This is a genomic window from Thalassovita sp., assembly GCF_034670005.1.
Lineage (GTDB): Bacteria > Pseudomonadota > Alphaproteobacteria > Rhodobacterales > Rhodobacteraceae > Thalassobius.
On record NZ_JAXMOH010000002.1, the window covers coordinates 369933 to 392788 of the forward strand.

The window sequence follows — 22856 nt, forward strand, 5'->3', positions numbered from 1 at the left end:
CAATACGATCATTGCCCGCACTCAAATACAAAAACCCCCGGGGTACAAGCACCCCGGGGGTCGGTTTTCAGCGGCAGATCGACCTCACCGCGTTTCGTCCAGCAATCCGCGCCAGATCGCCCAGCACATCAGCAGCAGCACGACCGTGAACGGCAGCCCGGTCGAAATCACCATGGATTGCAGAGATGACAGACCTCCGGCCGACAGCAGCAGCACGATTGCTACCGCGCCTTCGAAGACGCACCAGAACACCCGCTGAGGCACCGGCGCATCGACCTTGCCGCCCGCCGTGATCGTGTCGATCACAAGCGACCCGGAATCCGACGAGGTGACGAAGAACACGATCACCAGAACAATCCCGAGCAGAGACGTGCCCCCTGCCAGCGGCAGAACGTCAAGCATCTTGAACAGCTTCAGCTCCAGCGCAGCATCCTGCGCCGCGGTATAGCCGTCGGCCAGCACCTGATGGATGGCGACGCCGCCGAACACGCTCATCCACAGAACGCAGACCAGACTCGGGATCAGCAACACGCAGATAATGAACTCACGAACAGTACGGCCGCGGCTGACGCGGGCGATGAACATGCCCACGAACGGTGACCAGGAAATCCACCACGCCCAGTAGAACGACGTCCAGCCCTGGCTGAAATTCACATCCGCGCGCCCGACCGGGTTGGACAGCGCCGGCAGGTATTGCAGATAGGCCAGAAGGTAATCGGCAAACCCGCTCAACAACGCCAATGTCGGTCCCACCAGTAGCACAAACAGAAGCAGCGCGAAGGCCAGCACCATGTTGATCTCGGACAAAACCTTGACGCCGCCATCCAGACCGCGCAGCACCGAAATCAGCGCTACAGAGGTGATCGCCGTGATCAGGATCACTTCGGTGGTCTCGCCCACCGGGATACCGAACAATTCGTTCAGCCCGGCGTTGGCCTGAGTTGCGCCGAACCCCAGCGACGTGGCCAGCCCGAACAGCGTGGCAAAGACCGCAAGAACGTCAATTGCATGCCCCCACCAGCCCCAGACACGTTCGCCCAGAATCGGGTAGAATGCCGAACGGATCGTCAGCGGTAGACCCTTGTTGTAGGAAAACAGCGCCAGCGCCAGCGCCACCACCGCGTAAATCGCCCAAGGGTGCAGCCCCCAGTGAAATATCGTCGCGGCAAAGGCCAGCCGCACCGCCTCTTGCTCGTTGCCACCTGCGGCGCCCAGCGGGGCCCAATCGGTACGTACACCGTCTTCGCCTACGGCGATGCCTCCGAAAGAGGATGAAAAATGGCTCATCGGTTCGGACACGCCGTAGAACATAAGCCCGATGCCCATCCCGGCAGCGAACAACATCGCGAACCATCCGGCATAGCTGTAATCGGGCGTCGCCTCGGCCCCGCCCAGCCGCACCTTTCCAACCGGGGTGACGATCAGCAAAAGGCAGAAGATCACGAATATGTTCGCAGCCCCAAGGAAGAACCAGTCAAACCCCTTGGTAACGGCAGAAAACAGCCATTTGAACGCATCGCCTGCCTGTTCCGGCAAGGCCAGCGTGTAGAATACAAAGGCAATGATCGAAAGTCCCGAAATCAGGAAAACGGGATTATGGATATCCATCCCGAACGGCCCGATCTGGGTTTCAATATTGTCTTGCCCGATCTCGTAATCGGTTTCGATGATATCCGAATGCCCTTCGGGCGCGGGGATACCCTGATTTGTTGTGTCGTCGGCCATCAATGACCTCCCGTCCTATATTTTAAAGTCTTGTTTAGCGTTTCAGCCGCGCACGATCATCACCGACACCTTGGCATGAGCGGCCAGCTTGCCGCCGTTCGACGGCCAGATGTAATCGGTGAAATTCGGGATGTGGCTTTGCATCACCACCAGATCGGCGCCGGTTTCGTCGATCGCCCTGAACAGGTTGTCGTCCAGGTCTGTGGTTGGATCGTGGGCGGCCATGGCATGGGCGCTGGCAATGATGCCGTGCGCCTTGGCCTGTTCGGCGGCGAAGGCATCCAGCTTTTCGGCATATTCCGCCGGGTTGTGCCCCAACGGCCCCGGCGTTTCGGCCGTCACCCCGACATAGACCAGTTCGGCGCCGTAATGCCGGGCCAGATCGGCGGCGCAATCCAGCGCCCGCTTCAGGCGCCCGGCATGGGCCAGATCGACCGGCGTCATGATTTTGGAAAACACGGATTTGTCCCCTTCCTGCGTTTTGGCGCAGGCCGGACAAGCCGGAAAGCAGTCGCTCCAACCCGCCGTCCCGCGCGGTTTTCGCTGACGCAGATGACAGATTGTCGCACCCGCGTGATCCCCACCGTACCGGCGCAGGCGCTGAAATACAACGAAACCGCGACCCTTTGGCCGCAGCTTCCGACATCTCTCCGGTTTATCTCCGTCCCGACGCTGATTCCGCGCCGGGTCACGATTTGCGGCAGGCGACCGGCCGGAACGTGCGACCTGTCCTTACCGCAGCGGGGAATCCGCGCAGATTAACGACTTGGTGCGCGGACGCGCACCACTTATCACCGCGTCCGCTTTGCTTCGCAGTCGGGACCGAAAAGGTTCAGCCGTTCACATCCACTACAACCCGCCCCTTGACCTGACCTTTCAGGATATCGGCCCCCAGTTTCGGCAGGTCGGACAGGGTGGCGGGCTGCACCATCGCCTCCAGCTTGTCCATCGGCAGATCGGTCACGACCCGGTTCCATGCCCGAAGCCGGTTTTCATAGGGCTGCATCACCGAATCGATGCCCAGCAGATTCACCCCACGCAACAGGAAGGGAATGACCGTGGTTGGCAGCGCCGCGCCCCCGGCCAGACCGACCGCAGCGACCGAACAGCCGTATTTCATCTGGCCCAGCACCCGCGCCAGCATTTCGCCGCCAACCGCATCGACGCAGCCCGCCCAGGTCTCGGATTCCATCGGTCGCTTGATGGCTTCGGCCAGCTCTTCACGCGGCACGATCTGACTTGCGCCCAGACCGCGCAGATAGTCTTCGGTTTCCGGTCGCCCGGTCACGCCGGCAACCTCGTATCCAAGATGTGCCAGAATCGCGGTGGCGACCGACCCGACCCCGCCCGCGGCCCCGGTGACCAGAACCGGACCGTGCTTGTCCTTCAGCCCGTGATCTTCCAGCGCCATCACCGACAGCATCGCGGTAAACCCTGCGGTGCCCACCGCCATCGCCTGCCTTGTGCTCAAACCGTCGGGCAGCGGCACCAGCCAATCGGCCTTGACCCGCGCCTTTTGCGAATACCCGCCCCAATGCGCCTCGCCGACGCGCCAGCCGGTCAGAACAACCTTGTCACCCGGCTTGTAGCGATCATCGTCCGAACTCTCGACGGTACCAGCGAAATCAATACCCGGCACGTGCGGGTAATGCCTTACCAGCCCGCCGCCCGGCCCGATGCACAGCCCGTCCTTGTAATTCACTGTGGAATATTCGACGGCAACCGTCACCTCGGCATGGGGCAGATCGTCCAATCCGATCTGTTTCACCCCGGCATGGGTTTTTCCGTCTTCGTCCTTGTCGACGATCAATGCGTTGAACATGGTCTTTCCTCCACTTGCACAGACGGGTCCCCCGATCTGTATTTTTCAGTTGGGGTTCGCCCCCTAATCCGATGCGCCGCATGCGCGGCTATAACCAAGGCCCCTGTTCCGGCATGAAGGGCAGATCGGTCACCCATCCCGCACCGCCCGCCGCCGTTACCATCGCATGGATCTGACCACGATGATGGGTCTGGTGATTGAACAGCTGTATCACGCACAGCGCCACAGGTTTTCGAAAAGCAGTCCCGCTCGCCACAGAAACCCATTCCAGATCGCCCTTCAACCCTAGCTGGCCAACTTTTTCCGCCCAACGCAGGATGCGTCCGTCGGTTCGGAACCGCTCACCGCTCCAGGCGGCGAAAGTCGGCGTCATTTCGGTGCTCTTGCTCATGCTCATCCCAGGCCCCGCGCCCCGGTCGAACCGTGACATCCATAACATGTCGCCCCAAAGCAGATGATTGGCGGTTTTCAGGATCGACCCGAAAAAGGCTCCGCGTTCGGCGCGTAGTGCCGCGTCATCCAATTCCTCCAACGCCACTTTCATCAGCTTGTTCTGCCAAGCATTATAGCGCGCCATGGTCAGGCAATAGCCGGGCTCTATCATCTCTGTGGACCTCGTGCCTAAATCTGTTGTCTCTTTTACGCTAGCATAGCGAAGCAACTGTTATCACCCGGTTTTTCATCTTCCGACGCAGGGTTCGCCGGGGCGGCCCAAATCCTGTGCTTTCAGGCCCCGGCTGCGGCGCAATTCCGCATTCCGTCCCTGCCCCAAGCCCGGACCGGCGCTTTGCGGCATGTGAAGCGCTCAAAATCCTGCACCAGATTTCGCTCCCCCCTTTTCACCGCGACGCATCGCGCCTATATATGGGATGTCTCTTCGGGGACTATGGACATAAACGCGCTCGTAATAAGCGGATCGGACCCGGGGGCGGTACCCGGCGGCTCCACCAAATATCCTTTATTGGGGGATCATGGGGCCGAAATAGGATCGACGAACGTCTAAAGGGGTTTGCTTTGTTCCGGTGAGATACCACCGTTATCGGTTCACATAGTACAATTGCCAATAACAATCGTGCTCCGATGGCTCTGGCTGCGTAAGCAGTTCGAGTTATCGAAACTTAAGCCCTTGCGCCTAGCCGCGTAAGGCGGGGTTCGCAGGTACCTGGCAACAGAAACCTGCACTTTCATCCTCACTGTTATTCCCTCCCTGTCGGCTTCATGGCTCTTCAGTCTTCGGTAAGACCTTGCCGTTACCCTGCCTTCGTCGAGGACTGGCACAGGAGGATCCGATGTCCGATACAAAGGCGAATGCAGAGATTTTAAGGGAATTTTTCAGCCGTGTCTGGGAACATGGCGACCTTGACGCCATTGATGATCTTTTCATCCCCGATGCCCATGCCGACGGCATTTTGCCGGATATGGGACTGGGGCCGGATGAATTCAAAGTCCTTGTCGCGACGGTACTGGAACTGATCACCACGCCCAAGGTGACGATGAACAAATCGGTGGAACAGGGAAACTGGGCCTCTGGCTTTCTGTCGGTCGAGGCGGAAAAACTCGATACTCGAACGCCGATCCATATCACCCTGATGGTGCTCTGCCGGTTCCGCGACGGCAAGATCGTCGAAGCCTATAACAACGTCGACTATATCAGCTTCTTTGAACAGATGGGGATCTTGCCGGAAAATACCGTCGCGATGGGGATGTCGGGGATGGCGATCGCCTGACATGCCCGCTTGGCATTCGGCCTGACTTGGCTTGACGGGTGACGGAATTTGCGACACCGCTGACGCGATACCGCGCAACGGGATGCCCGCAAATGTCTTCGACCTCCGCCCCGGACCCCGCCACCCCAAAGCCCAAACCAGCCCTGCCACTGGGGGATCTGATCCGGGTCTTCGGCCGGATCGGCCTGCTGTCTTTTGGCGGTCCAGCGGCACAGATTTCCCTGATGCACCGGGAATTGGTCGAGATCCGCGATTGGCTCAGCGAAACTCAATTCCTGTCTGCCCTGTCCTTTGCCATGCTTCTGCCAGGGCCCGAAGCGATGCAATTGGCCACCTATGCGGGCTGGAAACAGCGCGGCACATTGGGCGGCGTCATTGCTGGCGGGTTGTTCGTGCTGCCCGGCGCGGTGGTCATCCTGACACTGGCGCTGTGCTATATCCACTTCGGCGACCTGGCGCCGATCCATGCCGTTTTTCGCGGGGTTCAGGCCGCCGTTGTGGTCATCGTCATTCTGGCGCTGCGCAACATTGCCGCCCGGGCCCTGACCGGACCGGGGGCTTATGGCTTGGCCGCGCTGGCCTTTGTCGCGCTGTCCAGCCTGCACCTGCCATTCCCTCTGGTGATCATCGCCGCTGCGCTCTGGGGCGCGTTCACAGCCGCGGCGCCCGACACCCCCGCCCGTCCGGCCCTGCCCCGGTTTCCATTCCGCCCGGTTATGGCCTGCCTGGCGCTTTGGGCCGCGCCGCTGATCTGGCTGGCCATGACAGGACAGGATTTCCTGCTCGATCTGGCGCTTTTCTTTTCAAAACTCGCGGTGGTGACCTTTGGCGGCGCCTATGCGGTCCTGGCCTATATGACCCAGGCAGTGGTTTCTGATCACGGCTGGCTCAGCCTGCCACAGATGATCGACGCGCTGGGGCTGGCCGAAACCACGCCGGGGCCGCTGATCCTGGTGACTCAGTTCGTCGGCACTCTCGCCGGGCACGGTCAGGGTGGCATCACGATGGCGCTCGCCGCGGCTGGATTGACGCTTTGGGTCACCTTCATTCCCTGTTTCCTGTGGATCTTTGCCGGGGCGCCTTATGTCGATCACCTGACCCATCAACCGCGCCTAAGGGGCGCGTTGCAGGCGATCACCGCCGCCGTCACCGGGGTGATCCTGAATCTGTCGCTTTGGTTCGCGCTGCATGTGCTGTTCGACCGCGTCGATCAAACCCGGTTCGGCCCGCTGCCCGACTGGGGCAGTTTCGATTCCACCGCCGCCGGGCTTATGCTGGGCGCAGGGCTATTGATGATCGGGTTGAAACGCGGCATGCTGATGACCCTGTTGCTTTGCGCATTGGCGGGCGGGCTGACCGGTTCTTTCTGAACGCAGAAAATTTTCCGCAGCTCTCTTTTGTTTTGTCTTGAATCGCTTATGCTCGTTAGCAGACTGAAAAGGGTGAAAGCATGTCGCGCAGCATTGATTATGGAAACCTGATGCATCGGGCCATGAGGGGCCTGATTCAAGAGGTTCTGCAGGATGTCTCGGATAACGGCCTTCCCGGGGCGCATCATTTTTTTATCACCTTCGACACCACCCACCCGGCGGCGCAGCTGGCCGACTGGCTGCGCGAACGCTATCCCGAAGAAATGACGGTAGTGATGCAGCATTGGTATGACAATCTGGAGGTCGAAGACGACGGCTTCCATGTCACGCTGAATTTCGGGGACCAGCCCGAACCGCTTTACGTGCCCTATGACGCGATCAAGACCTTCGTCGATCCGTCGGTCGAATTCGGCCTGCGCTTCGAAAGCGCCGAGGATATCGAAGACGACGAAGACCCGACCCCGCCAGAAGACGACGGCCCCGAAGAGGACAGCGTGTCCCATGATGCCGAAGTCGTTAGCCTGGACAGTTTCCGTAAATAACGCCGCTCGGTCGTGAAATTTTCATGACAGACTGAAGTCGTAATCAAACGGTTACACCGCCTTGCCACATTCTGCGCATATGATGCAGATGGAAGGCCCCAGCATGGCAAGTGATTTCGCGGTATTTCTTGGTGAAATGATACGCCGCCCGACCGAGGTCGTGGCGATTGCGCCCTCTTCGGCGGCGGTGGCGCGCCGGATGACCGAAGGGGTGGAACAGGTGCAAGGCCCGATTGTCGAAATCGGCCCCGGCACTGGCAGCTTCACGCGGGCGATCCTCGACCGTGGCGTGGCACCGGAACGGCTGACCCTGATGGAAATGAACCCGCGATTTTGCGAAACGCTGCGGCAAAAATTTCCCGGTGTGACCGTTCTGAACCGCCCGGCGCAGGATATCGAACGGATTGGGCTGCGCGATATCGGCGCGGTAATTTCCGGCGTGCCGGTGCTGGCCCGGCCGCAAATTCAGCGCGACGTGGTCGGTCGCGCTTTCCGGGTGATGGCGCGGGATGGATTTTTCACCCAGATCACCTATAGTTCCAGCGCGCCGATTTCGCCCGATATGCAGGCCGAACTGGGGCTGCGCGCCGAAAAACGCGCCACTGTCTGGGCCAACTTGCCACCTGCGCGGGTGTTTTCCTTCTCCCGGGCCGGGCATTAAGCCCGGCGGCATTACTCTGGGGGGCGGAAATTGGGGGCCAGCCCCCAAACCCCCGGAGTATTTTGACCAAGAAGAAACAAGGAGGAGCTTGCGGGGAGGCTTCTTGGTACAAATGCTCCCGCCGGACGCGGATGCACCGTCATCAGGTTGCGATCCTGTCACCCGTTAGCGGTATCCAACGGTATGCAGTGTTGCAGTTTACGCGCCATGCGTTATGACAACGCCTGACACGATTTACCGGAGAGGTCACGATGGCTCATACCCGCACAGAAACCGACAGCTTTGGCCCGCTGGAGGTCCCCGCAGACAAATACTGGGGCGCCCAGACCCAGCGGTCGATCATGAATTTCCCGATCGGCTGGGAACGCCAGCCGGTACCGATCATCCGCGCCCTTGGCGTGGTCAAGAAGGCCTGCGCACAGGCCAATCTGAAACTGGGCAAGATGGAGGCCGAAGTCGCCGATGCGATCATCGCCGCCGCGGGTGAGGTGATCGAGGGCAAGTTCGATGACAACTTCCCGCTGGTGGTGTGGCAGACCGGGTCGGGCACCCAGTCGAACATGAACGCCAACGAAGTGATTTCCAACCGCGCCATCGAAATGCTGGGCGGCGAAATGGGATCGAAAACCCCCGTCCATCCCAACGACCACTGCAACATGGGCCAGTCGTCGAACGATACCTTCCCCACCGCCATGCATGTCGGCATCGCCATGCAGGCGCGCGACGTGCTGCTGCCCGGTCTGAACAAGCTGGCCGCGGCTCTGGAAGCCAAGTCGGAAGAGTTCAAGGACATCATCAAGATCGGCCGCACCCACACCCAGGACGCGACCCCGCTGACGCTGGGCCAGGAATTCGGCGGCTACGCGCATCAGGTCCGCATGGGCATCAAACGCGTCGAGATGTGCCTGCCCGCGATTTACGAGCTGGCACAGGGCGGCACCGCCGTGGGCACCGGTCTGAACACCCAAAAGGGTTGGGCTGAAATGGTCGCGGCGAACATGGCCGACATCACCGGCCTGCCCTTCGTCACCGCCCCCAACAAGTTCGAAGCACTGGCCGCGCATGACGCGATGGTGATGTTCTCGGGCGCGCTGAAAACCGTGGCCGCGTCGCTGTTCAAGATCGCCAACGACATGCGCCTGCTGGGGTCTGGCCCGCGCTCGGGTCTGGGCGAACTGATCCTGCCGGAAAACGAACCCGGCTCGTCGATCATGCCGGGCAAGGTGAACCCGACACAGGCCGAAGCGCTGACCATGGTCTGCGCCCATGTGATGGGCAATGACGCCGCGGTCGGTTTCGCCGGGTCGCAGGGTCATTTCGAACTGAACGTCTATAACCCGATGATGTCCTACAACGTTTTGCAATCCATGCAGCTTTTGGGCGACTCGGCCAGTGCCTTTACCGACAACATGGTGGTCGGCACCAAGGCCAACGAGGCACGGATCGAAAAGCTGATGAAGGAATCGCTGATGCTGGTGACGGCATTGGCCCCGACGATCGGCTATGACAACGCCACCAAGGTCGCCAAGACCGCGCACAAGAACGGTACCACGCTGAAGCAAGAGGCGATCGCTCTGGGCTTCGTCGACGAAGAAACCTTCGACCGCATCGTGCGCCCCGAAGACATGATCGGCCCGAAGGACTGATCTTTCCCCGGTACAATTCAAAGGGCGGCCCGGCGCGGCCGCCCTTTTCTTTTGCGGCTTCGCGTTTCATAGTCGGGGCATGAGCACACCGGTCAACCTCAACCAGTTTCGCAAGCAAAAGGCCCGGGCCGAAAAACGCGCCCGCGCGAATGAGAACGCGGTTAAATTCGGCCGCAGCAAGGCCGAGAAGGTGCTGGACAAGGCCCGCACCGAAAAATCCGACCGCGATCTGGACGGAAAGAAACGGGAATGAGCGCACCAGTCAAACGTTCGCTGACCCTGCGCGGGCACCGGACCAGCGTGTCGCTGGAGGATGAGTTCTGGCAGGCCTTCCGCCACATCGCCGCTGAACAGGACAAGCCGATCAATGCTTTGGCCGCAGAAATTGACGCGACGCGCGATCTCGACAGCGGTCTGGCCTCGGAAATCCGGCTCTTTGTGCTGCGCTATTACCGCGACCGACAGGCAGGCTCCGGCTGACGCCCTAGCGTGGTGTCAGTTTCAGCCAAATCCCGTCCTTGCCCCGCACGGTCAGATGCGCCACCGGCATCGCTGGCCGGTCCGGCACCAGTTCAAACCGGTAAGCCCGCAACAGCATCGCCAGAATGATCGGCCCTTCGGCCATCGCAAACCCGGCCCCGGTACAGACCCGCTGGCCAGCGGAAAATGGCATATAGGCGCTGCGCAGGCAGGCCTTGCCGTTCTCAGTCGCAAAACGCGCCGGGTCGAAATCGTCGGGCCGGTCCCACAACCGTTCATGCCGGTGCAGGTGCCACGGACTCAGCACGATCTGGCTGCCTTTCGGTACATCTCGATCACGGAAATGCTCGGGGCAAGACGCCTGCCGCACCATCATCGGCACCGGCGGATAAAGCCGCAGCGCCTCACGGAACACGTCCCGCGTGATCCGCAGCTTGGACAGGGTCGAGAAATAGGCCTTTTTCGGGTCGATTTCCTGTGCCGCCTCGGCCGCGACCCGATCCTGCCATTCGGGATACATTGCCAGCAGATACAGCGACCAGGCCAGGGCCGAGGCGCTGGTTTCATGCCCCGCAAGAAAGAAAATGGCGACCTGATCGACCATTTCTTCGGTATCGAAACGGTCACCGGTCACCGGGTCGGCGGTGGTCATGATCTTGGTCGCCAGATCATCCGGCGCGCTGCCGGCATCAATCGCCTGCATCCGCTCTGCAGTCAGTTGGGTGATCAGTTTCCGGATCACCTTTGCCGTCTGCTTGGTGCGCCGCCGGTGAAACCGTGGCATCCAGCCCGGCAAAGGCAGGAACGCACCCAGATTCAGCACCGGTTGGGTGCGCTGGTACTCGCGGAAGACCTGAAACACCTCCCCCGCCACCTGATGTTCAATCGGGATCGAAAACAGGGTACGGAAAATCACGTCCGCCGCCGCGTGGCTGGTCTGCGCTTCGATTTCGACCGGATCGCCGCTGGCCAGCGGCGCCAAGCGGTCGACTGCTGCCACCGCAGCATCCCACATCGCCGGGAAGGTATCACGTAACCGCCCGCCCTCGAAAGCGGGATCAATGATCCGCCTTTGCCGTTTCCAAACCTCGCCATTGGTGACGAAAACCGAATTGCCCAGCAGCGGCCGCAATCCTTCTCCGACCCGGTTCGACTTGGGAAAATCGTCTGGTCGCTGGCGCAGCACCAAATCGACCAGATCGGGATCGTTGCACATGTAAGACCGGAAGAACGGGGTGCGAAATTCCGCCATCCAGGCACGGTACAGGCGCTGCGGCTGCGCCGACAGGATGTCCTGACGGAACAATTTCAGATAGCGCCATAACGACACCCGGTCGGGCCGCGCGGGGGGTTTCGGCGGCACCGCCCCGGTCACGGCGCGACCGACGTGAATTTATTGACCGCAGCCGCGATCCGCGATTGCGATGGCTGCCGGTCGGCAAACCGGCGCGACAGGCTCAGCGGCCCGGCGGTAATGCGGAAATAATCGTAATCTCCGGGCCGGTCGAACGCGCAGAGATATTGAAAATGAAGCCGGAAGAACCGCCAGCGCAGCTCGGCCCAGCGTTCCGGGCTCAGCGTTTGAGTAAAGGCCGCCGAAATCACCAGCGGCCAGCGCGTGTTCTGCGTCGCCACGCCGGACACCCCGACCGGATCGCACAGCGCAAAGGCACAGCCATCGCCCGGCGCCGTCACGTCCAGCCAAAACAGCTCGTCACGTTCGGACAGATAGCGCAGGTCGGCGCGCAAACGCTGCGCCTTCGGCAAAAACGATACCATCGGCACCACCTGCCCCAGCGACAGGAAATTCAACGCCGGACCATCGGCGGGCACCCGTCCCTGCCGGATCAGATCCGACAGGATCGACACGGCCAGATGCGCGCCCGACGAATGGCCCACAACCAGCACCTCATCGACATCCGTCTGCAACGCCGCCGCGATGATGTCGGCAAACTCCGCCATCCGCGCCTCCAGCTCGGGCGGATTGGCCCCTTTGGACCGCGCCGAATAGGCGTAATCATGCATCAGGTAATAAGCGAAAAACTTGTTATCCTTCTTGCGGAACCATCGCAGCACAAACGGAATCACCGCCAATCCGGCCCAGGCCATCCAAGGGTGAATCAGCGCCAGGCCGCGCCCAATCCCCCAGGCCAGAACCAGCGCCAGCACCAATTGCCCCAACAGGAAAACCACCGGATACAGCGCCGCGATCACCGGCCCCTTGCGCAGCCGCATCAGCCGCCACAGCGCGCCTGACCCGATATAGGCCCAGGCAGTGCGGATCAGCTGCAAATAGGTTGCTGCAATCCCCTGATCCATGCTGTCGCGGACGATATCGGCCCAATAGAGCACTTCGATATCACTTTCGACCGGCTGGTCTTCGATCACCGCACTGACATGCCAGCCATAAGGGCCTTTGGTGGTTTTTGGCTTCAGCCCGATCTCATAGCCTGAAATCTCCGCCTGACGGGCTGATTCCTTGCGATACAGCTCGCGATATCTGCGCGGATGAATCGGGTCATAACCGGGGATATAGAACACCCGGCGGCGCTTCACATATGAATCTGTGACACTGCTCATCATTCGCCTCTTGGGCGCATCATAGCGCGGAATTCAGGCAGGAACAGGGCTTATCAATGGCCGGAACCGTGGCGTTGGATCGGCTGCGATAACGGCGTTGGGTACCCGCGGGCGCGGACCGCCCCTATCCCAGCAACGCCAATGACGGGAAATGTTCCAGCAGCCAGTAGGAAAATGCCGAAAAGCCGCCTGTCAGCATCAGCAATCCGATGGTCCACAGCAACAAGCCCATGACTTTTTCGATCCGGTCCATATGCCGTTTCATCCATCCCATGACCCCGCCCAGACGCGGCAGGAACGCCGCGACCAGCAGGAAAGGAACGCCCAGCCCAAGCGCGTAAACCGCCAGCAGAAGCGTGCCGCGCGCCACCGATGCCTCGGACGCGGCCAGCGACAGGATCGCGCCCAGCTGCGGCCCGATACACGGCGTCCAGCCAAAGGCAAAGGCCAGACCCAGAACATAGGCGCCAAAAGACGACCCGCCGCGATCACCGGCATCAATGCGGGCTTCGCGATCCAGAAACCCGATCCGGTAGACACCGATGAAATGCGCGCCAAAAACCATCACCAAGACCCCGGCAATGGTGTTGAACCAGCCCTGATAGCTCAGAAACAACGACCCGATGGCCGAGGCGGTAAACCCGAGGAACAGAAACACCGTCGACAGGCCCAGCACGAAACACAGCGCCGGCACCAGCGCCTTGTTCTTCGCCGTCCCGCCGGACAGTTCGCCCAGTGATACCCCTGACATATAGGCCAGATAGGGCGGAACGATGGGCAAAACACAGGGACTGAGGAAGGAAACGATCCCCGCCATCAGCGCCACGAGCATTGCAGGCAACAATCCTGCATCGATGATTTCTATTCCAAACATGGTGTCCGTCTTAAGCGATTGTTCCGCGGTCGTCACCTGACGCGTTGTCACAACATTGTGGCCGGGCTGAAACATGCCCCGGCGACAGAAAACGCCGCGCTTTTTCCAAAGCGCGGCGTCATTTTTTCTAACAGGCGGGCCGGGTTAACCCAAAGACCACCAACCGCGACGTTTCGGCTTCTTGGCGGCTTCGACGGGCGCGGCTTCGGCCACGGCGGCCACCGGTTCCGGCGTCGGTTCTGCTTCGGGCTCCGCCTTGGGCTCTGGCTCCGCAGCGGTCTCGGCATCCGATTCAACGGCAGACTCTGCCATGACCTCGGGCTCCGCCACCTTTTCGGCCACCTGCTCAGGTTCCGCTGCAGGTTCCGGGGCGGTATCCGCGACCGGCTTTGGCGCTTCCGGCTCTGCCTCTGACACAACCGCAGCGTCCGCCTCGGCAACCGGTTCCACCACCTCGGCAACAGGCGCGCTCTTGTCCGCCTCAGCAGCGGCTTCGGGCGCGGCTTCGGCCTCGGCCGTCGCAGCCGGGGCTTGCACTTCAGCGGCCGGTGTCTCTGTGACCGTTTCCGCCGTCAGCCCAGCCGTTTCGCCATCGACCGCCGCAACAGTCGCGTCCTCGTCGGTTTTCTTCTTACGCGACCGGGTACGGCGGCGTTTGGGCTTCTTTTCTTCCTCGGCCGGTTCTTCGCTGGCCTCGGCGTTCGCGTCAGTGGCCGCAGTGTCGGTCTTGGCCTCAGCGGTCGCCTCGCCCTGCTGCGCGTCTGCGGCAGCGGGTTCGACATCCGACCCATCCTTGTCCTGATTGTCCTGATCGCCCTCGGTGCTGTCACCGTTGGGCTTCCGCCGCCGACGACGCCGACGGCGCTTCTTGGGCTTGGTATCTTCGTCGTTGGTCTCGACCGTCTCGGCCACCTCTTCGGGGTCGGCCTCGGTATCCTCGTCGACCTGATCCATCAGAGACATATCCGCCGACACGACCGGCGCGGCAACTTCTGCCACCACCCGCGTTGCGGTCTTGAACTTCTCCAGAGTGAAATCGGGACTGATCAGATGCGGTTCGCCTTCGATCCGCACCGACAGGCCATAGCGCGCTTCGATCTGCGCGACATGTTCGCGTTTCTGGTTCATGATGAAATTGGCGATGCCGACCGGGCATTTGACCAAAACCTCACGCGACCGGCGACGCACGCCTTCTTCTTCGATCTGGCGCAGGATCGACAGCGACAGGTTGTCATCCGACCGGATCAACCCGGTGCCGTGACAGGACGGACAGGGCTGGGTCGTCGCTTCGATCATGCCGGGGCGCAAACGCTGACGGCTCATTTCCATCAGACCGAAACCGGAAATCCGGCCCACCTGAATGCGGGCGCGATCGGATTTCAGCTTGTCCTTCATCCGCTTTTCGACCGCGTTGTTGTTGCGGCGTTCATCCATGTCGATGAAGTCGATCACGATCAGACCGGCCAGATCACGCAGACGCAGCTGGCGGGCGACCTCTTCGGCGGCTTCCAGATTGGTCTTCAGCGCGGTTTCCTCGATCGAGCCTTCCTTGGTGGCCCGGCCCGAGTTCACGTCGATCGCAACCAATGCTTCGGTCACGCCAATCACGATATACCCGCCCGAACGCAACTGAACGACCGGATTGAACATCGAACTGAGATAGCTTTCGACCTGGAACCGAGCGAACAAAGGCATCTGTTCGGCGTATTGCTTCACGTTCTTGGCGTGGGACGGCATGATCATTTTCATGAAGTCCTTGGCGATGCGGTAGCCGCGTTCGCCCTCGACCAGAACCTCGTCAATATCGCGGCTGTACAGATCGCGGATCGACCGTTTGATAAGGTCGCCTTCCTCGTAAATCTTGGCCGGCGCTACGGATTTCAGTGTCAATTCACGGATCTGTTCCCACAGACGCTGCAAATATTCGTAGTCGCGCTTGATTTCCGACTTGGTCCGTTTGGCCCCGGCGGTGCGCACGATCAGGCCCGCGCCCTTCGGCACGTCCAGTTCGTTGGCGATTTCCTTCAGCTTCTTGCGGTCGACCGCATTGGTGATCTTGCGGCTGATCCCGCCACCACGGGCGGTATTCGGCATCAACACGCAATAACGCCCGGCAAGGCTCAGATACGTGGTCAGTGCCGCGCCCTTATTGCCGCGTTCTTCCTTGACCACCTGCACCAGAAGAATCTGGCGCACCTTGATGACTTCCTGGATCTTGTAGCGGCGCGGACGCGGTTTGCGGCGCGGACGGATGTCTTCGCTGTCATCCTCTTCCGCGACGGATTCGATGCTTTCGTCCTTGGCGGCGGCATCAAAATCGCCTTCGTCGTCTTCGTCGTCCGCATGGTCTTCGTCCGCCGATTTGGCGTCGTCACCATCGCTTTCAGTCGCTGCGTCTTCCGATGCCACTGCGGCATTGTCGTCAGATACAGCCTCAGCAGCTTCGGGCGCTTCGCTTGCGTCGCTGGCCGCGTCATCCACCGGTTCCTCGACCGGGGTTTCTGCCACCGTTTCCATCGGCGAACTGCCCTCGGGCACTTCATCGCCTTCCAGGTCGATGGTTTCCATACCGGCGATTTCACTGCTGCCGGTGTCGGTCTTTTCGACCTCTTTGACCGCAGTGGCATCATTCGACGTGGTCGATGCGGCCTTGGATTTCGACCGCGACCGGCGCCGCGGCTTTTTCTCGTCCGCTTCTTCCTCGGCCTTCTGGGCCTCGGCATAGGCGCGTTCTTCTTCCATCAACGCTTCGCGATCGGCGATTGGAATCTGGTAGTAATCGGGATGAATTTCCGAAAACGCCAGAAAACCATGGCGATTGCCGCCATAGTCAACGAAGGCTGCCTGCAACGAAGGTTCGACGCGGGTTACTTTTGCCAGATAGATATTGCCAGCGAGCTGGCGCTTATTTTCGGATTCAAAATCGAATTCTTCAACCTTGTTTCCGTCAACCACAACAACGCGGGTTTCTTCCGCGTGGGTGGCGTCGATGAGCATTTTCTTTGCCATTGTGTCCGTCTGCATCGCGGCATAGCCCCCTGACCCGGTGGGCGGGGGCGTTGCAGCAGATGTCTGTTAGGGGCGAATGCGGACGCGAGGCAGGTGCGGCTGTTGTCAGCCCCTGCTCTGTTACTCGACAGTGTCGCGCGCCTCATCGCGTTTCTTCTCCGACGCATCGGATGGCCATAGCCAATCTCAGTGCGCCCATTCATGGCCGTCAGCACCCTATGGGCAACCAAGCAGCGGTCTCAACGGCCCTGTCGCGAATATCTGCGATAGGGCCCAATCGGTCTGACCAGGATGTCGGGGTTTTGTGTCCGAATACTTCTGGATCAGCGAAACTCATTCGGCGGGCGCATCGCGCCTTTCGCCGTTCTAAGACCATAAGGGGTGCTGGGGACAAATTACAATAAGGAAAATGCAACTTTATCCACAGAGAGCGCCGCTGCAGGCTCTCCAGCCGTCACAGGAGTTTCAGTTTACGTTCATCTCTTCATCGTCGAACCGTCGTGGGGATGTCATCTGCGACTGACAACGCGGGACTGTCGGAATTTATTTAAATAGGAAAACGACTGATGAACATTTTCACCCGCACCGCGCTTGGCGCCCTGACCCTAAGCGTGCTCGCCGCCCCGGTCTTGGCCGAACGGATAGAACTTGGGCCCCGCCCCGGTTACCTGATCGACCAACTGCCCGCAGGGGCATTGAAGTCGAAACTGGAAAGCTGCAAAGACATCACCCCGGTGCGCACAGATTTTTCCATCGGACATCGCGGCGCCGCCATGATGTTCCCCGAACATACCAGGGAAAGCTATGTCGCAGCCGCGCGTATGGGTGCCGGCATCGTGGAATGCGACGTGGTGTTCACCGCAGACAAGGAATTGGTCTGCCGCCACGCCCAGAACGACCTGCACGCCACAACCGATATCCTTGCCACCGACCTGGCAGAGACCTGCGTGAAACCGTTCAACGTGGAAAACGGCAAAGCCTCGGCCGAATGCCGTACATCTGAACTGACGCTGGCCGAATTCCAGACGCTGAACGGCAAGATGGACGCCTCGAACCAGAATGGCGCAACCGTTGCGGACTACATGAACGCCACCGCCAACTGGCGCACCGATCTCTATGCCAGCAAGGGCACCCTGATGACCCATGCGGATTCGATCGCCCTGTTCAAGAAGCTTGGTGTCAAGTTCACTCCGGAACTGAAAACCCCGGCAGTCGACATGCCCTTCGACGGCTTCACTATGGACGATTACGCTCAGAAGATGATCGACGAATACAAGGCCGCCGGAGTGCCCGCATCTGACGTGTTCGCGCAAAGCTTCGATCTCGACGTGGTGAAATACTGGATTGAAAACGAACCAGATTTCGGTGCCCAGGCGGTATACCTGATGGATGAATATAATACCGAAGGATATTCACCGATGGACGAAGCCACCTGGCCGAACAGCATGGAAGAGCTGAAGGCGATGGGTGTGAACTACATCTCGCCGCCGATGTGGATGCTGGTCACCACGGAAAACGGCGCAATCGTGCCGTCGACTCTGGCCAAGAAGGCTAAAGAAGCGGACCTCAAGATCATCACCTGGACCCTGGAACGGTCCGGCCCGCTTGCCCATGGCGGCGGCTGGTATTTCCAGTCGGTGAAGGACGTGACGACCAAAGATTCCGATTATTTCCAGCTGCTGGATGTTCTGGCCCAAAAGGTTGGTATCGTTGGTATGTTTTCGGACTGGCCTGCGACCACCACCTATTACGCCTCTTGCATGCGTAAAGGCGTGAACTGAGCCGCACGACGTTCCCTAAAAAAGGGCGGCCTTGCCGGGCCGCCCTTCCAAATCAGATGGGTTGCGCCAAAATGGCGATTGCAGGTCTCTTACAGATAATCGGACCGTTGCAGGCCATATTTGGCCATCTTTTCGTTCAGCGTCCGGCGCGGCAGGCACAATTCGTCCATGACACTGGCGATCGACCCCTTGTGGCGCCGCATCGTGTTGTCGATCAACATCCGCTCAAACGCTTCGACATATTCCTTCAACGGCTTGCCTTCGGTGGTCATCACCGGCTGCATTTCCTCGTGGTCGGACATCAACAACGATGCGATGGTGCCGCTGCCCCGGCGCGATTGCAGTACCGCGCGTTCGGCAAGGTTGATCAGTTGCCGCACATTGCCGGGCCACGGGGCCTGCAACAACTGCGCGGCCTCCTGAGCCGACACTTGCGGCGCGTCGCACCCGTATTCTTCGGCGAATTGCTCGGACAACCGGGTGAACAGGGTCAGGATATCCTCGCCCCGCTGACGCAGCGGCGGCAGGGTGATCCGCAACGCGGCCAATCGGTAAAACAGGTCAGGCCGCAGCGCGTCTTCGCAGGTCCGGTCCTGTTCCTGCATGTTGCAAATCGCAACGATCCGGGTTTCTGCCGGGCTGCCCTGATCGTTGATGAAGCTCAGCAGACGCGCCTGCAAACTATCCGACAGCGCCTCGACATCTTCCAGAACAAGTGTACCGCCACGCGCCTCTTCCACCGCAGGCAATTGCGCGTCTTCGGGCTGCATCGGCCCGAACAGCCGCTTGGCCAGCGCCTCTTCGTCCCAGGCCGCACAGGACAACAGCACGAATTTCTTACCGGCCCGCGCCCCCACCGCGTGCAGCGCATGCGCCACCAGCGTCTTGCCGGTTCCGGTTTCGCCATCAATCAGCACGTGACCGTCGGCCTGTCCCAGATCCAGAATATCCTCTTTCAGCCGTTCCATCGCCGGCGACGCGCCGATCAGTTTCTTCATCAACTGGCCGCCATCGGACAATTCACGCCGCAGCGCCCGGTTATCCAACGTCAGACGACGGGCATTGGCGGCTTTCTTGGCCAGTTCGGTCATCCGGTCGGGGTTGAACGGTTTTTCCAGAAAATCGAACGCACCGACCCGCATCGCCTCGACCGCCATCGGCACATCGCCATGCCCGGTGATCATGATCACCGGTAACGCGCTGTCGCTGCCCATCAGTTTTTTCAGGAATTTCATCCCGTCCATGCCCGGCATCTTGATGTCGGTGATCACGATGCCGGGGTAATCCGGTCCGATCCCCTTCAGCGCATCTTCGGCACTGGCAAAGGTTTCGGTATCGTAGCCCGACAGTGCCAGCCATTGGCTGATCGACTGCCGCATATCCTGCTCGTCATCCACGATGGCGATTTTCATTGCTTTCGACATGGGGCTTTACTCCGCCGCTTCTATATCGCTCTCAGGTGTTAAGATAGGCAGTTGCATTTCGAATACAGCCCCCCCGCCTTCGGCATTACGCGCCATCAGACGTCCCCCCAAGTCCTTGACGATGCCGGATGAAATGGCAAGCCCCAGGCCGACGCCCTCACCGGGCTTCTTGGTCGTGTAAAATGGCTCGAACAGCTCATCGAGTTCTTCAATACCATGCCCGTTATCGCGCACCGTAAAGGTAGCAGTTTCACCGGCAGCCAGAATGATTTCGATCTCGGGTTCATCCACCGACTGGGTCGCGTCCAGCGCATTGCGCAGAAGATTCACCATCACCTGTTCGATCCGCACCCGGTCGCCCATCACCTGCACCGGTTCAGACGGCAACGCACGGGTGATCCGCAACTTGCGATCCTTCAGTTGCGGCGCCATCATAGAGAGCGCCGAGGCAAGCGCTTCGCCCATATTCACAGGGGAAAACGCATCCCCGCCCTTGCGCGCATAGCTTTTCAATTGCCGGGTGATCGCGCCCATCCGCTCGATCAGATCGTCAATCCGCTGGAAGCTCGACAGCGCCTCGTCGGGACGGTTGCGTTTCAGCAATAACCGCGCCCCGGCAAGATACGTCTTCATCGCTGCCAACGGCTGGTTCAATTCATGGCTCACGGCCGCCGACATTTCGCCCAAAGCGGCCAGTTTCGAACTCTGAGCCAGCGTCTGTTCGGCCACGTCGAGCGATTTTTGCACCCGCTCACGTTCGGCGACTTCCCGCTGTAGCCTTACGTTCAATGCGCGAAGCTCTGCCGATTCCCGCTGGAACAGCATCATCCTGAGCGTCGATTTCCGGCTCATCGCATAGAAGGTCAGCGCCAGCAGCATGGCGAATCCCATGATTTCCAGCGCCAGCACCCCGTTCACCTTGTCGCGGACGCTTTCATAAGTGGTGAAGCTGGCAATCCGCCAGCCACGGAACGGAATGCGGCTTTCCATCCGCATCACCGCCTGGCCCTGCACATAGGCGTCAGCGGGCACCGTGGCCCAGTCTGCGGTGGCCTGAATGGCGCGCTGGATCGCGGATTGCGCCGGTGCCGTTGCCAGCGCCTCGGTCTCGGTCTGGCCGCGCCAACGCGGTTCGGTCGACAGAATGATGGTGCCTTCGCTGTCGCTGACCAGAACCGCGTCGGAAATTCCTGCCCAGGCGCGTTCGAATTTCTGCAAATCGACCTCGACCATGATCACGCCCAGCGTCTGACCCTGGTTCTCGATCCGTCTGGTATAGGCGAACAGGTAGCCGCCCGTTTCCCTGCGCAGCACGGTAAACAAGGTCTCGCTGGCCCGGATCGCGTTGACGAAATAGGGTTCGGTCCGGTGCTGCGATCCCAGCCGGTTGCGGTCGGTCGCCGCCACCGCCCGGCCGTCGCTGTCCAGCAGCATCAGCGACGCCGCGCCGATTTCTTCGACAAAGGAAATCAGCCGCTGGGTGGAATTGGAATAATCAGATGAATTCAGCGCCCCGATCAGTGTCGGATCGCGTGACAACAATTGCGGCACGATGGCGTTGCGGCGCAATTCCGACAACAGGTTGCCGCTATAAAGCGCCAGCCGCAGTTCGGCCCTGTTGCGGGTATTTTCGGTGAACCGGTCAGTCAGCAACGTATGAGTGGTCAGGACCGTCGTCACCGCCACGATGAACAACGCCAGCAACGCCACCCTCACCCGCCACGAAATCGTACGGGGACCGCCCAGAGACTTTACTGATCTTGGCAACAGCGACATGCCTCAGAATAGGCTACAGCCCGCCCCCGCCGCAAGTCACGCTGTGGCAAGTTGATCCATCAGGCTGCGGAACATTGCCGATCCGTCGGTGCCGCCATGATTATCCTCTACCGCGCGTTCGGGATGCGGCATCATGCCCAGCACCCGGCGATTTTCCGACAGAACCCCGGCGATATCGGCCACCGACCCGTTGGGATTGTCGGTATAGGTGAAGGCGATACGATCCTCGCCCTGCAACCGCGCCAGCAATTCGGGCTCGGCATTGTAGTTACCATCATGATGGGCGACCGGAATGGTGATTTCCTGACCCTTCTGATACCCGGCTGTAAAGGCGCTGTCGGCAGTTGCAACCCGCAGCCCCACCTGCTTGCAGATGAATTTCAGATTCGCGTTGCGCATCAGGGCGCCGGGCAGCAGCCCGGTTTCGGTCAACACCTGAAACCCGTTGCAGATACCCAGAACATAGCCGCCCTTGTCGGCATGTTTCACCACCGACCGGCAGATCGGCGAATTCGCCGCAATCGCGCCGCAGCGCAGGTAGTCGCCAAAGGAAAACCCGCCCGGGATGCCGACGATATCGATATCGTCGGGCAAATGGGTGTCCTTGTGCCAGACCATGGCGACATCCGCCCCGGCGCGTTCAAAGGCGACCGCCAGGTCGCGGTCGCAATTGGATCCGGGGAAAACGATGACGGCGGCTTTCATCGGGCACACTCCTTGGCTCTGGGGTCCGGGCAGTCGGTTCGCCCGCCTGATACGCCGCCCGGCCGCCCTAATCAAGCCCACAGAAACCGCCGCACCGCTCAGGCCCGTGTCACCCGGGCCATCCAGCAATTGTTGCGTGCCGACCGGATATCGACAAACCCGATATTGGCGCGCGCCAGAAGCATCGCCACATAGGCGACAAGATCGGCCTGCGGCGTCACCTGTCCGGTGCCGTAAACGATACGCTCATCGGGGCTATAGCCTTTGATCAGGTAATCCGGCGACGTGGTCAGAACCTGCGGCAGATCGGGCCCACGATATCCCGCGCAATCTTCGGCGCACAGAAAAATCGGCCCCAGCTCGGCATAGGGCTGCACCGTCTCGAACGGACGATGGGCGCAGATCAGCATCTCCGCTCCTGCCGTGACATGGTTCAGGCAACATCGGCACGGATTCGCCGCACCATCGCTTTGCCCCCGTTCCGCCGTCATCCCGTTGGCATCCGGCCCGCCGGCCCGCAGGCCCCGCGCCACGTCGCGGTTCAATCCCTGAAAAATCATTCCAAACCTCCATGTTAAATGCTGGTTCGGCAATAGAATATCGGGACCAGCGCAGACGATCCGTTTCCTGCGCAAAGCGGCGACAGCGGGCGGTATTTGAAACGCAGCCACGAAAAAAGCGCCCCGCAGGGCGCTTTGAAAGAAGGTCGAAACCGCGCAGGCCGGTTGCCACCG

20 protein-coding genes and 1 other RNA gene are annotated in these 22856 nt (G+C 60.5%); 9 read left to right on the forward strand and 12 right to left on the reverse strand.

Features of this window, described 5'->3' with window-relative positions; all coding sequences use genetic code 11:
* Positions 1-84: 84 nt before the first annotated feature.
* The 4 genes from VOI23_RS05690 to VOI23_RS05705 form a co-directional block, all read right to left on the reverse strand.
* Positions 85-1725 (reverse strand): BCCT family transporter, encoded by a 1641-nt coding sequence (locus VOI23_RS05690; protein WP_323782840.1) that lies wholly within the window; start codon positions 1723-1725, stop codon positions 85-87.
* Positions 1726-1767: 42 nt separating this feature from the next.
* On the reverse strand, positions 1768-2184 hold the full coding sequence (locus tag VOI23_RS05695; RefSeq protein ID WP_323782843.1) for a universal stress protein: 417 nt from the start codon (positions 2182-2184) through the stop codon (positions 1768-1770).
* A gap of 373 nt (positions 2185-2557) precedes the next feature.
* Positions 2558-3547, reverse strand: a complete 990-nt coding sequence (acuI, locus tag VOI23_RS05700) for an acryloyl-CoA reductase (protein ID WP_323782846.1) — start codon at positions 3545-3547, stop codon at positions 2558-2560.
* A gap of 88 nt (positions 3548-3635) precedes the next feature.
* Positions 3636-4151 carry a DinB family protein gene (locus tag VOI23_RS05705; RefSeq protein WP_323782849.1) on the reverse strand — a complete coding sequence of 172 codons (516 nt, stop codon included), beginning with the start codon at positions 4149-4151 and terminating at the stop codon, positions 3636-3638.
* Between the two features lie 228 nt (positions 4152-4379).
* Here VOI23_RS05705 and ssrA point away from each other — a divergent pair.
* The 8 genes from ssrA (at position 4380) to VOI23_RS05745 (ending at position 9973) form a co-directional block, all read left to right on the forward strand.
* Positions 4380-4730, forward strand: a transfer-messenger RNA (tmRNA) gene (gene ssrA, locus VOI23_RS05710).
* Between the two features lie 106 nt (positions 4731-4836).
* On the forward strand, positions 4837-5274 hold the full coding sequence (locus VOI23_RS05715) for a nuclear transport factor 2 family protein (RefSeq protein WP_323782852.1): 438 nt from the start codon (positions 4837-4839) through the stop codon (positions 5272-5274).
* 92 nt (positions 5275-5366) lie between these two features.
* Positions 5367-6644 (forward strand): chromate efflux transporter, encoded by a 1278-nt coding sequence (chrA, locus tag VOI23_RS05720; RefSeq protein ID WP_323782854.1) that lies wholly within the window; start codon positions 5367-5369, stop codon positions 6642-6644.
* Positions 6645-6724: 80 nt separating this feature from the next.
* A complete protein-coding gene (locus VOI23_RS05725; RefSeq protein ID WP_323782856.1) occupies positions 6725-7186 on the forward strand; it encodes an SspB family protein in 462 nt (153 codons plus the stop codon).
* Positions 7187-7289: 103 nt separating this feature from the next.
* The gene (locus tag VOI23_RS05730) at positions 7290-7847 is read left to right on the forward strand and encodes a class I SAM-dependent methyltransferase (protein WP_323782859.1); all 558 of its coding nucleotides are present in this window, start codon (positions 7290-7292) and stop codon (positions 7845-7847) included.
* A gap of 251 nt (positions 7848-8098) precedes the next feature.
* Positions 8099-9493: a class II fumarate hydratase gene (gene fumC, locus VOI23_RS05735; protein WP_323782862.1), complete on the forward strand. Its 1395-nt coding sequence runs from the start codon at positions 8099-8101 to the stop codon at positions 9491-9493.
* A 79-nt stretch (positions 9494-9572) separates the two neighbouring features.
* Positions 9573-9746, forward strand: coding sequence for a DUF4169 family protein (locus tag VOI23_RS05740; RefSeq protein WP_323782865.1), 174 nt, complete (start codon positions 9573-9575; stop codon positions 9744-9746).
* A complete protein-coding gene (locus VOI23_RS05745; RefSeq protein WP_323782868.1) occupies positions 9743-9973 on the forward strand; it encodes a ribbon-helix-helix domain-containing protein in 231 nt (76 codons plus the stop codon). The genes VOI23_RS05740 and VOI23_RS05745 overlap by 4 nt, the downstream gene beginning before the upstream one ends.
* A gap of 4 nt (positions 9974-9977) precedes the next feature.
* On the opposite strand, the gene VOI23_RS05750 is transcribed toward VOI23_RS05745, so the two are convergent.
* The 4 genes from VOI23_RS05750 to VOI23_RS05765 form a co-directional block, all read right to left on the reverse strand.
* Positions 9978-11336 (reverse strand): cytochrome P450, encoded by a 1359-nt coding sequence (locus tag VOI23_RS05750; protein WP_323782871.1) that lies wholly within the window; start codon positions 11334-11336, stop codon positions 9978-9980.
* A gap of 8 nt (positions 11337-11344) precedes the next feature.
* Complete coding sequence (locus VOI23_RS05755; protein WP_323782873.1) at positions 11345-12553, reverse strand: hypothetical protein; 1209 nt, start codon at positions 12551-12553, stop codon at positions 11345-11347.
* A 124-nt stretch (positions 12554-12677) separates the two neighbouring features.
* A complete protein-coding gene (locus VOI23_RS05760) occupies positions 12678-13427 on the reverse strand; it encodes a cytochrome c biogenesis protein CcdA (RefSeq protein WP_323782875.1) in 750 nt (249 codons plus the stop codon).
* 144 nt (positions 13428-13571) lie between these two features.
* A complete protein-coding gene (locus VOI23_RS05765; RefSeq protein WP_323782878.1) occupies positions 13572-16436 on the reverse strand; it encodes an Rne/Rng family ribonuclease in 2865 nt (954 codons plus the stop codon).
* Between the two features lie 566 nt (positions 16437-17002).
* Between VOI23_RS05765 and VOI23_RS05770 the strand changes: the two genes are divergently transcribed.
* Positions 17003-18217, forward strand: coding sequence for a glycerophosphodiester phosphodiesterase family protein (locus VOI23_RS05770; protein ID WP_323782881.1), 1215 nt, complete (start codon positions 17003-17005; stop codon positions 18215-18217).
* Positions 18218-18306: 89 nt separating this feature from the next.
* Here VOI23_RS05770 and VOI23_RS05775 read toward each other — a convergent pair whose 3' ends face one another.
* From VOI23_RS05775 to VOI23_RS05790, 4 genes are all read right to left on the reverse strand, one after another.
* Positions 18307-19641: a sigma-54 dependent transcriptional regulator gene (locus tag VOI23_RS05775; RefSeq protein WP_323782885.1), complete on the reverse strand. Its 1335-nt coding sequence runs from the start codon at positions 19639-19641 to the stop codon at positions 18307-18309.
* Between the two features lie 6 nt (positions 19642-19647).
* The gene (locus VOI23_RS05780) at positions 19648-21408 is read right to left on the reverse strand and encodes a sensor histidine kinase (protein WP_323782888.1); all 1761 of its coding nucleotides are present in this window, start codon (positions 21406-21408) and stop codon (positions 19648-19650) included.
* A gap of 45 nt (positions 21409-21453) precedes the next feature.
* Positions 21454-22122 (reverse strand): phosphoribosylformylglycinamidine synthase subunit PurQ, encoded by a 669-nt coding sequence (gene purQ / locus VOI23_RS05785; RefSeq protein ID WP_323782891.1) that lies wholly within the window; start codon positions 22120-22122, stop codon positions 21454-21456.
* A 98-nt stretch (positions 22123-22220) separates the two neighbouring features.
* Positions 22221-22682: a DUF1203 domain-containing protein gene (locus VOI23_RS05790; protein ID WP_323782893.1), complete on the reverse strand. Its 462-nt coding sequence runs from the start codon at positions 22680-22682 to the stop codon at positions 22221-22223.
* Positions 22683-22856 lie beyond the last annotated feature (174 nt).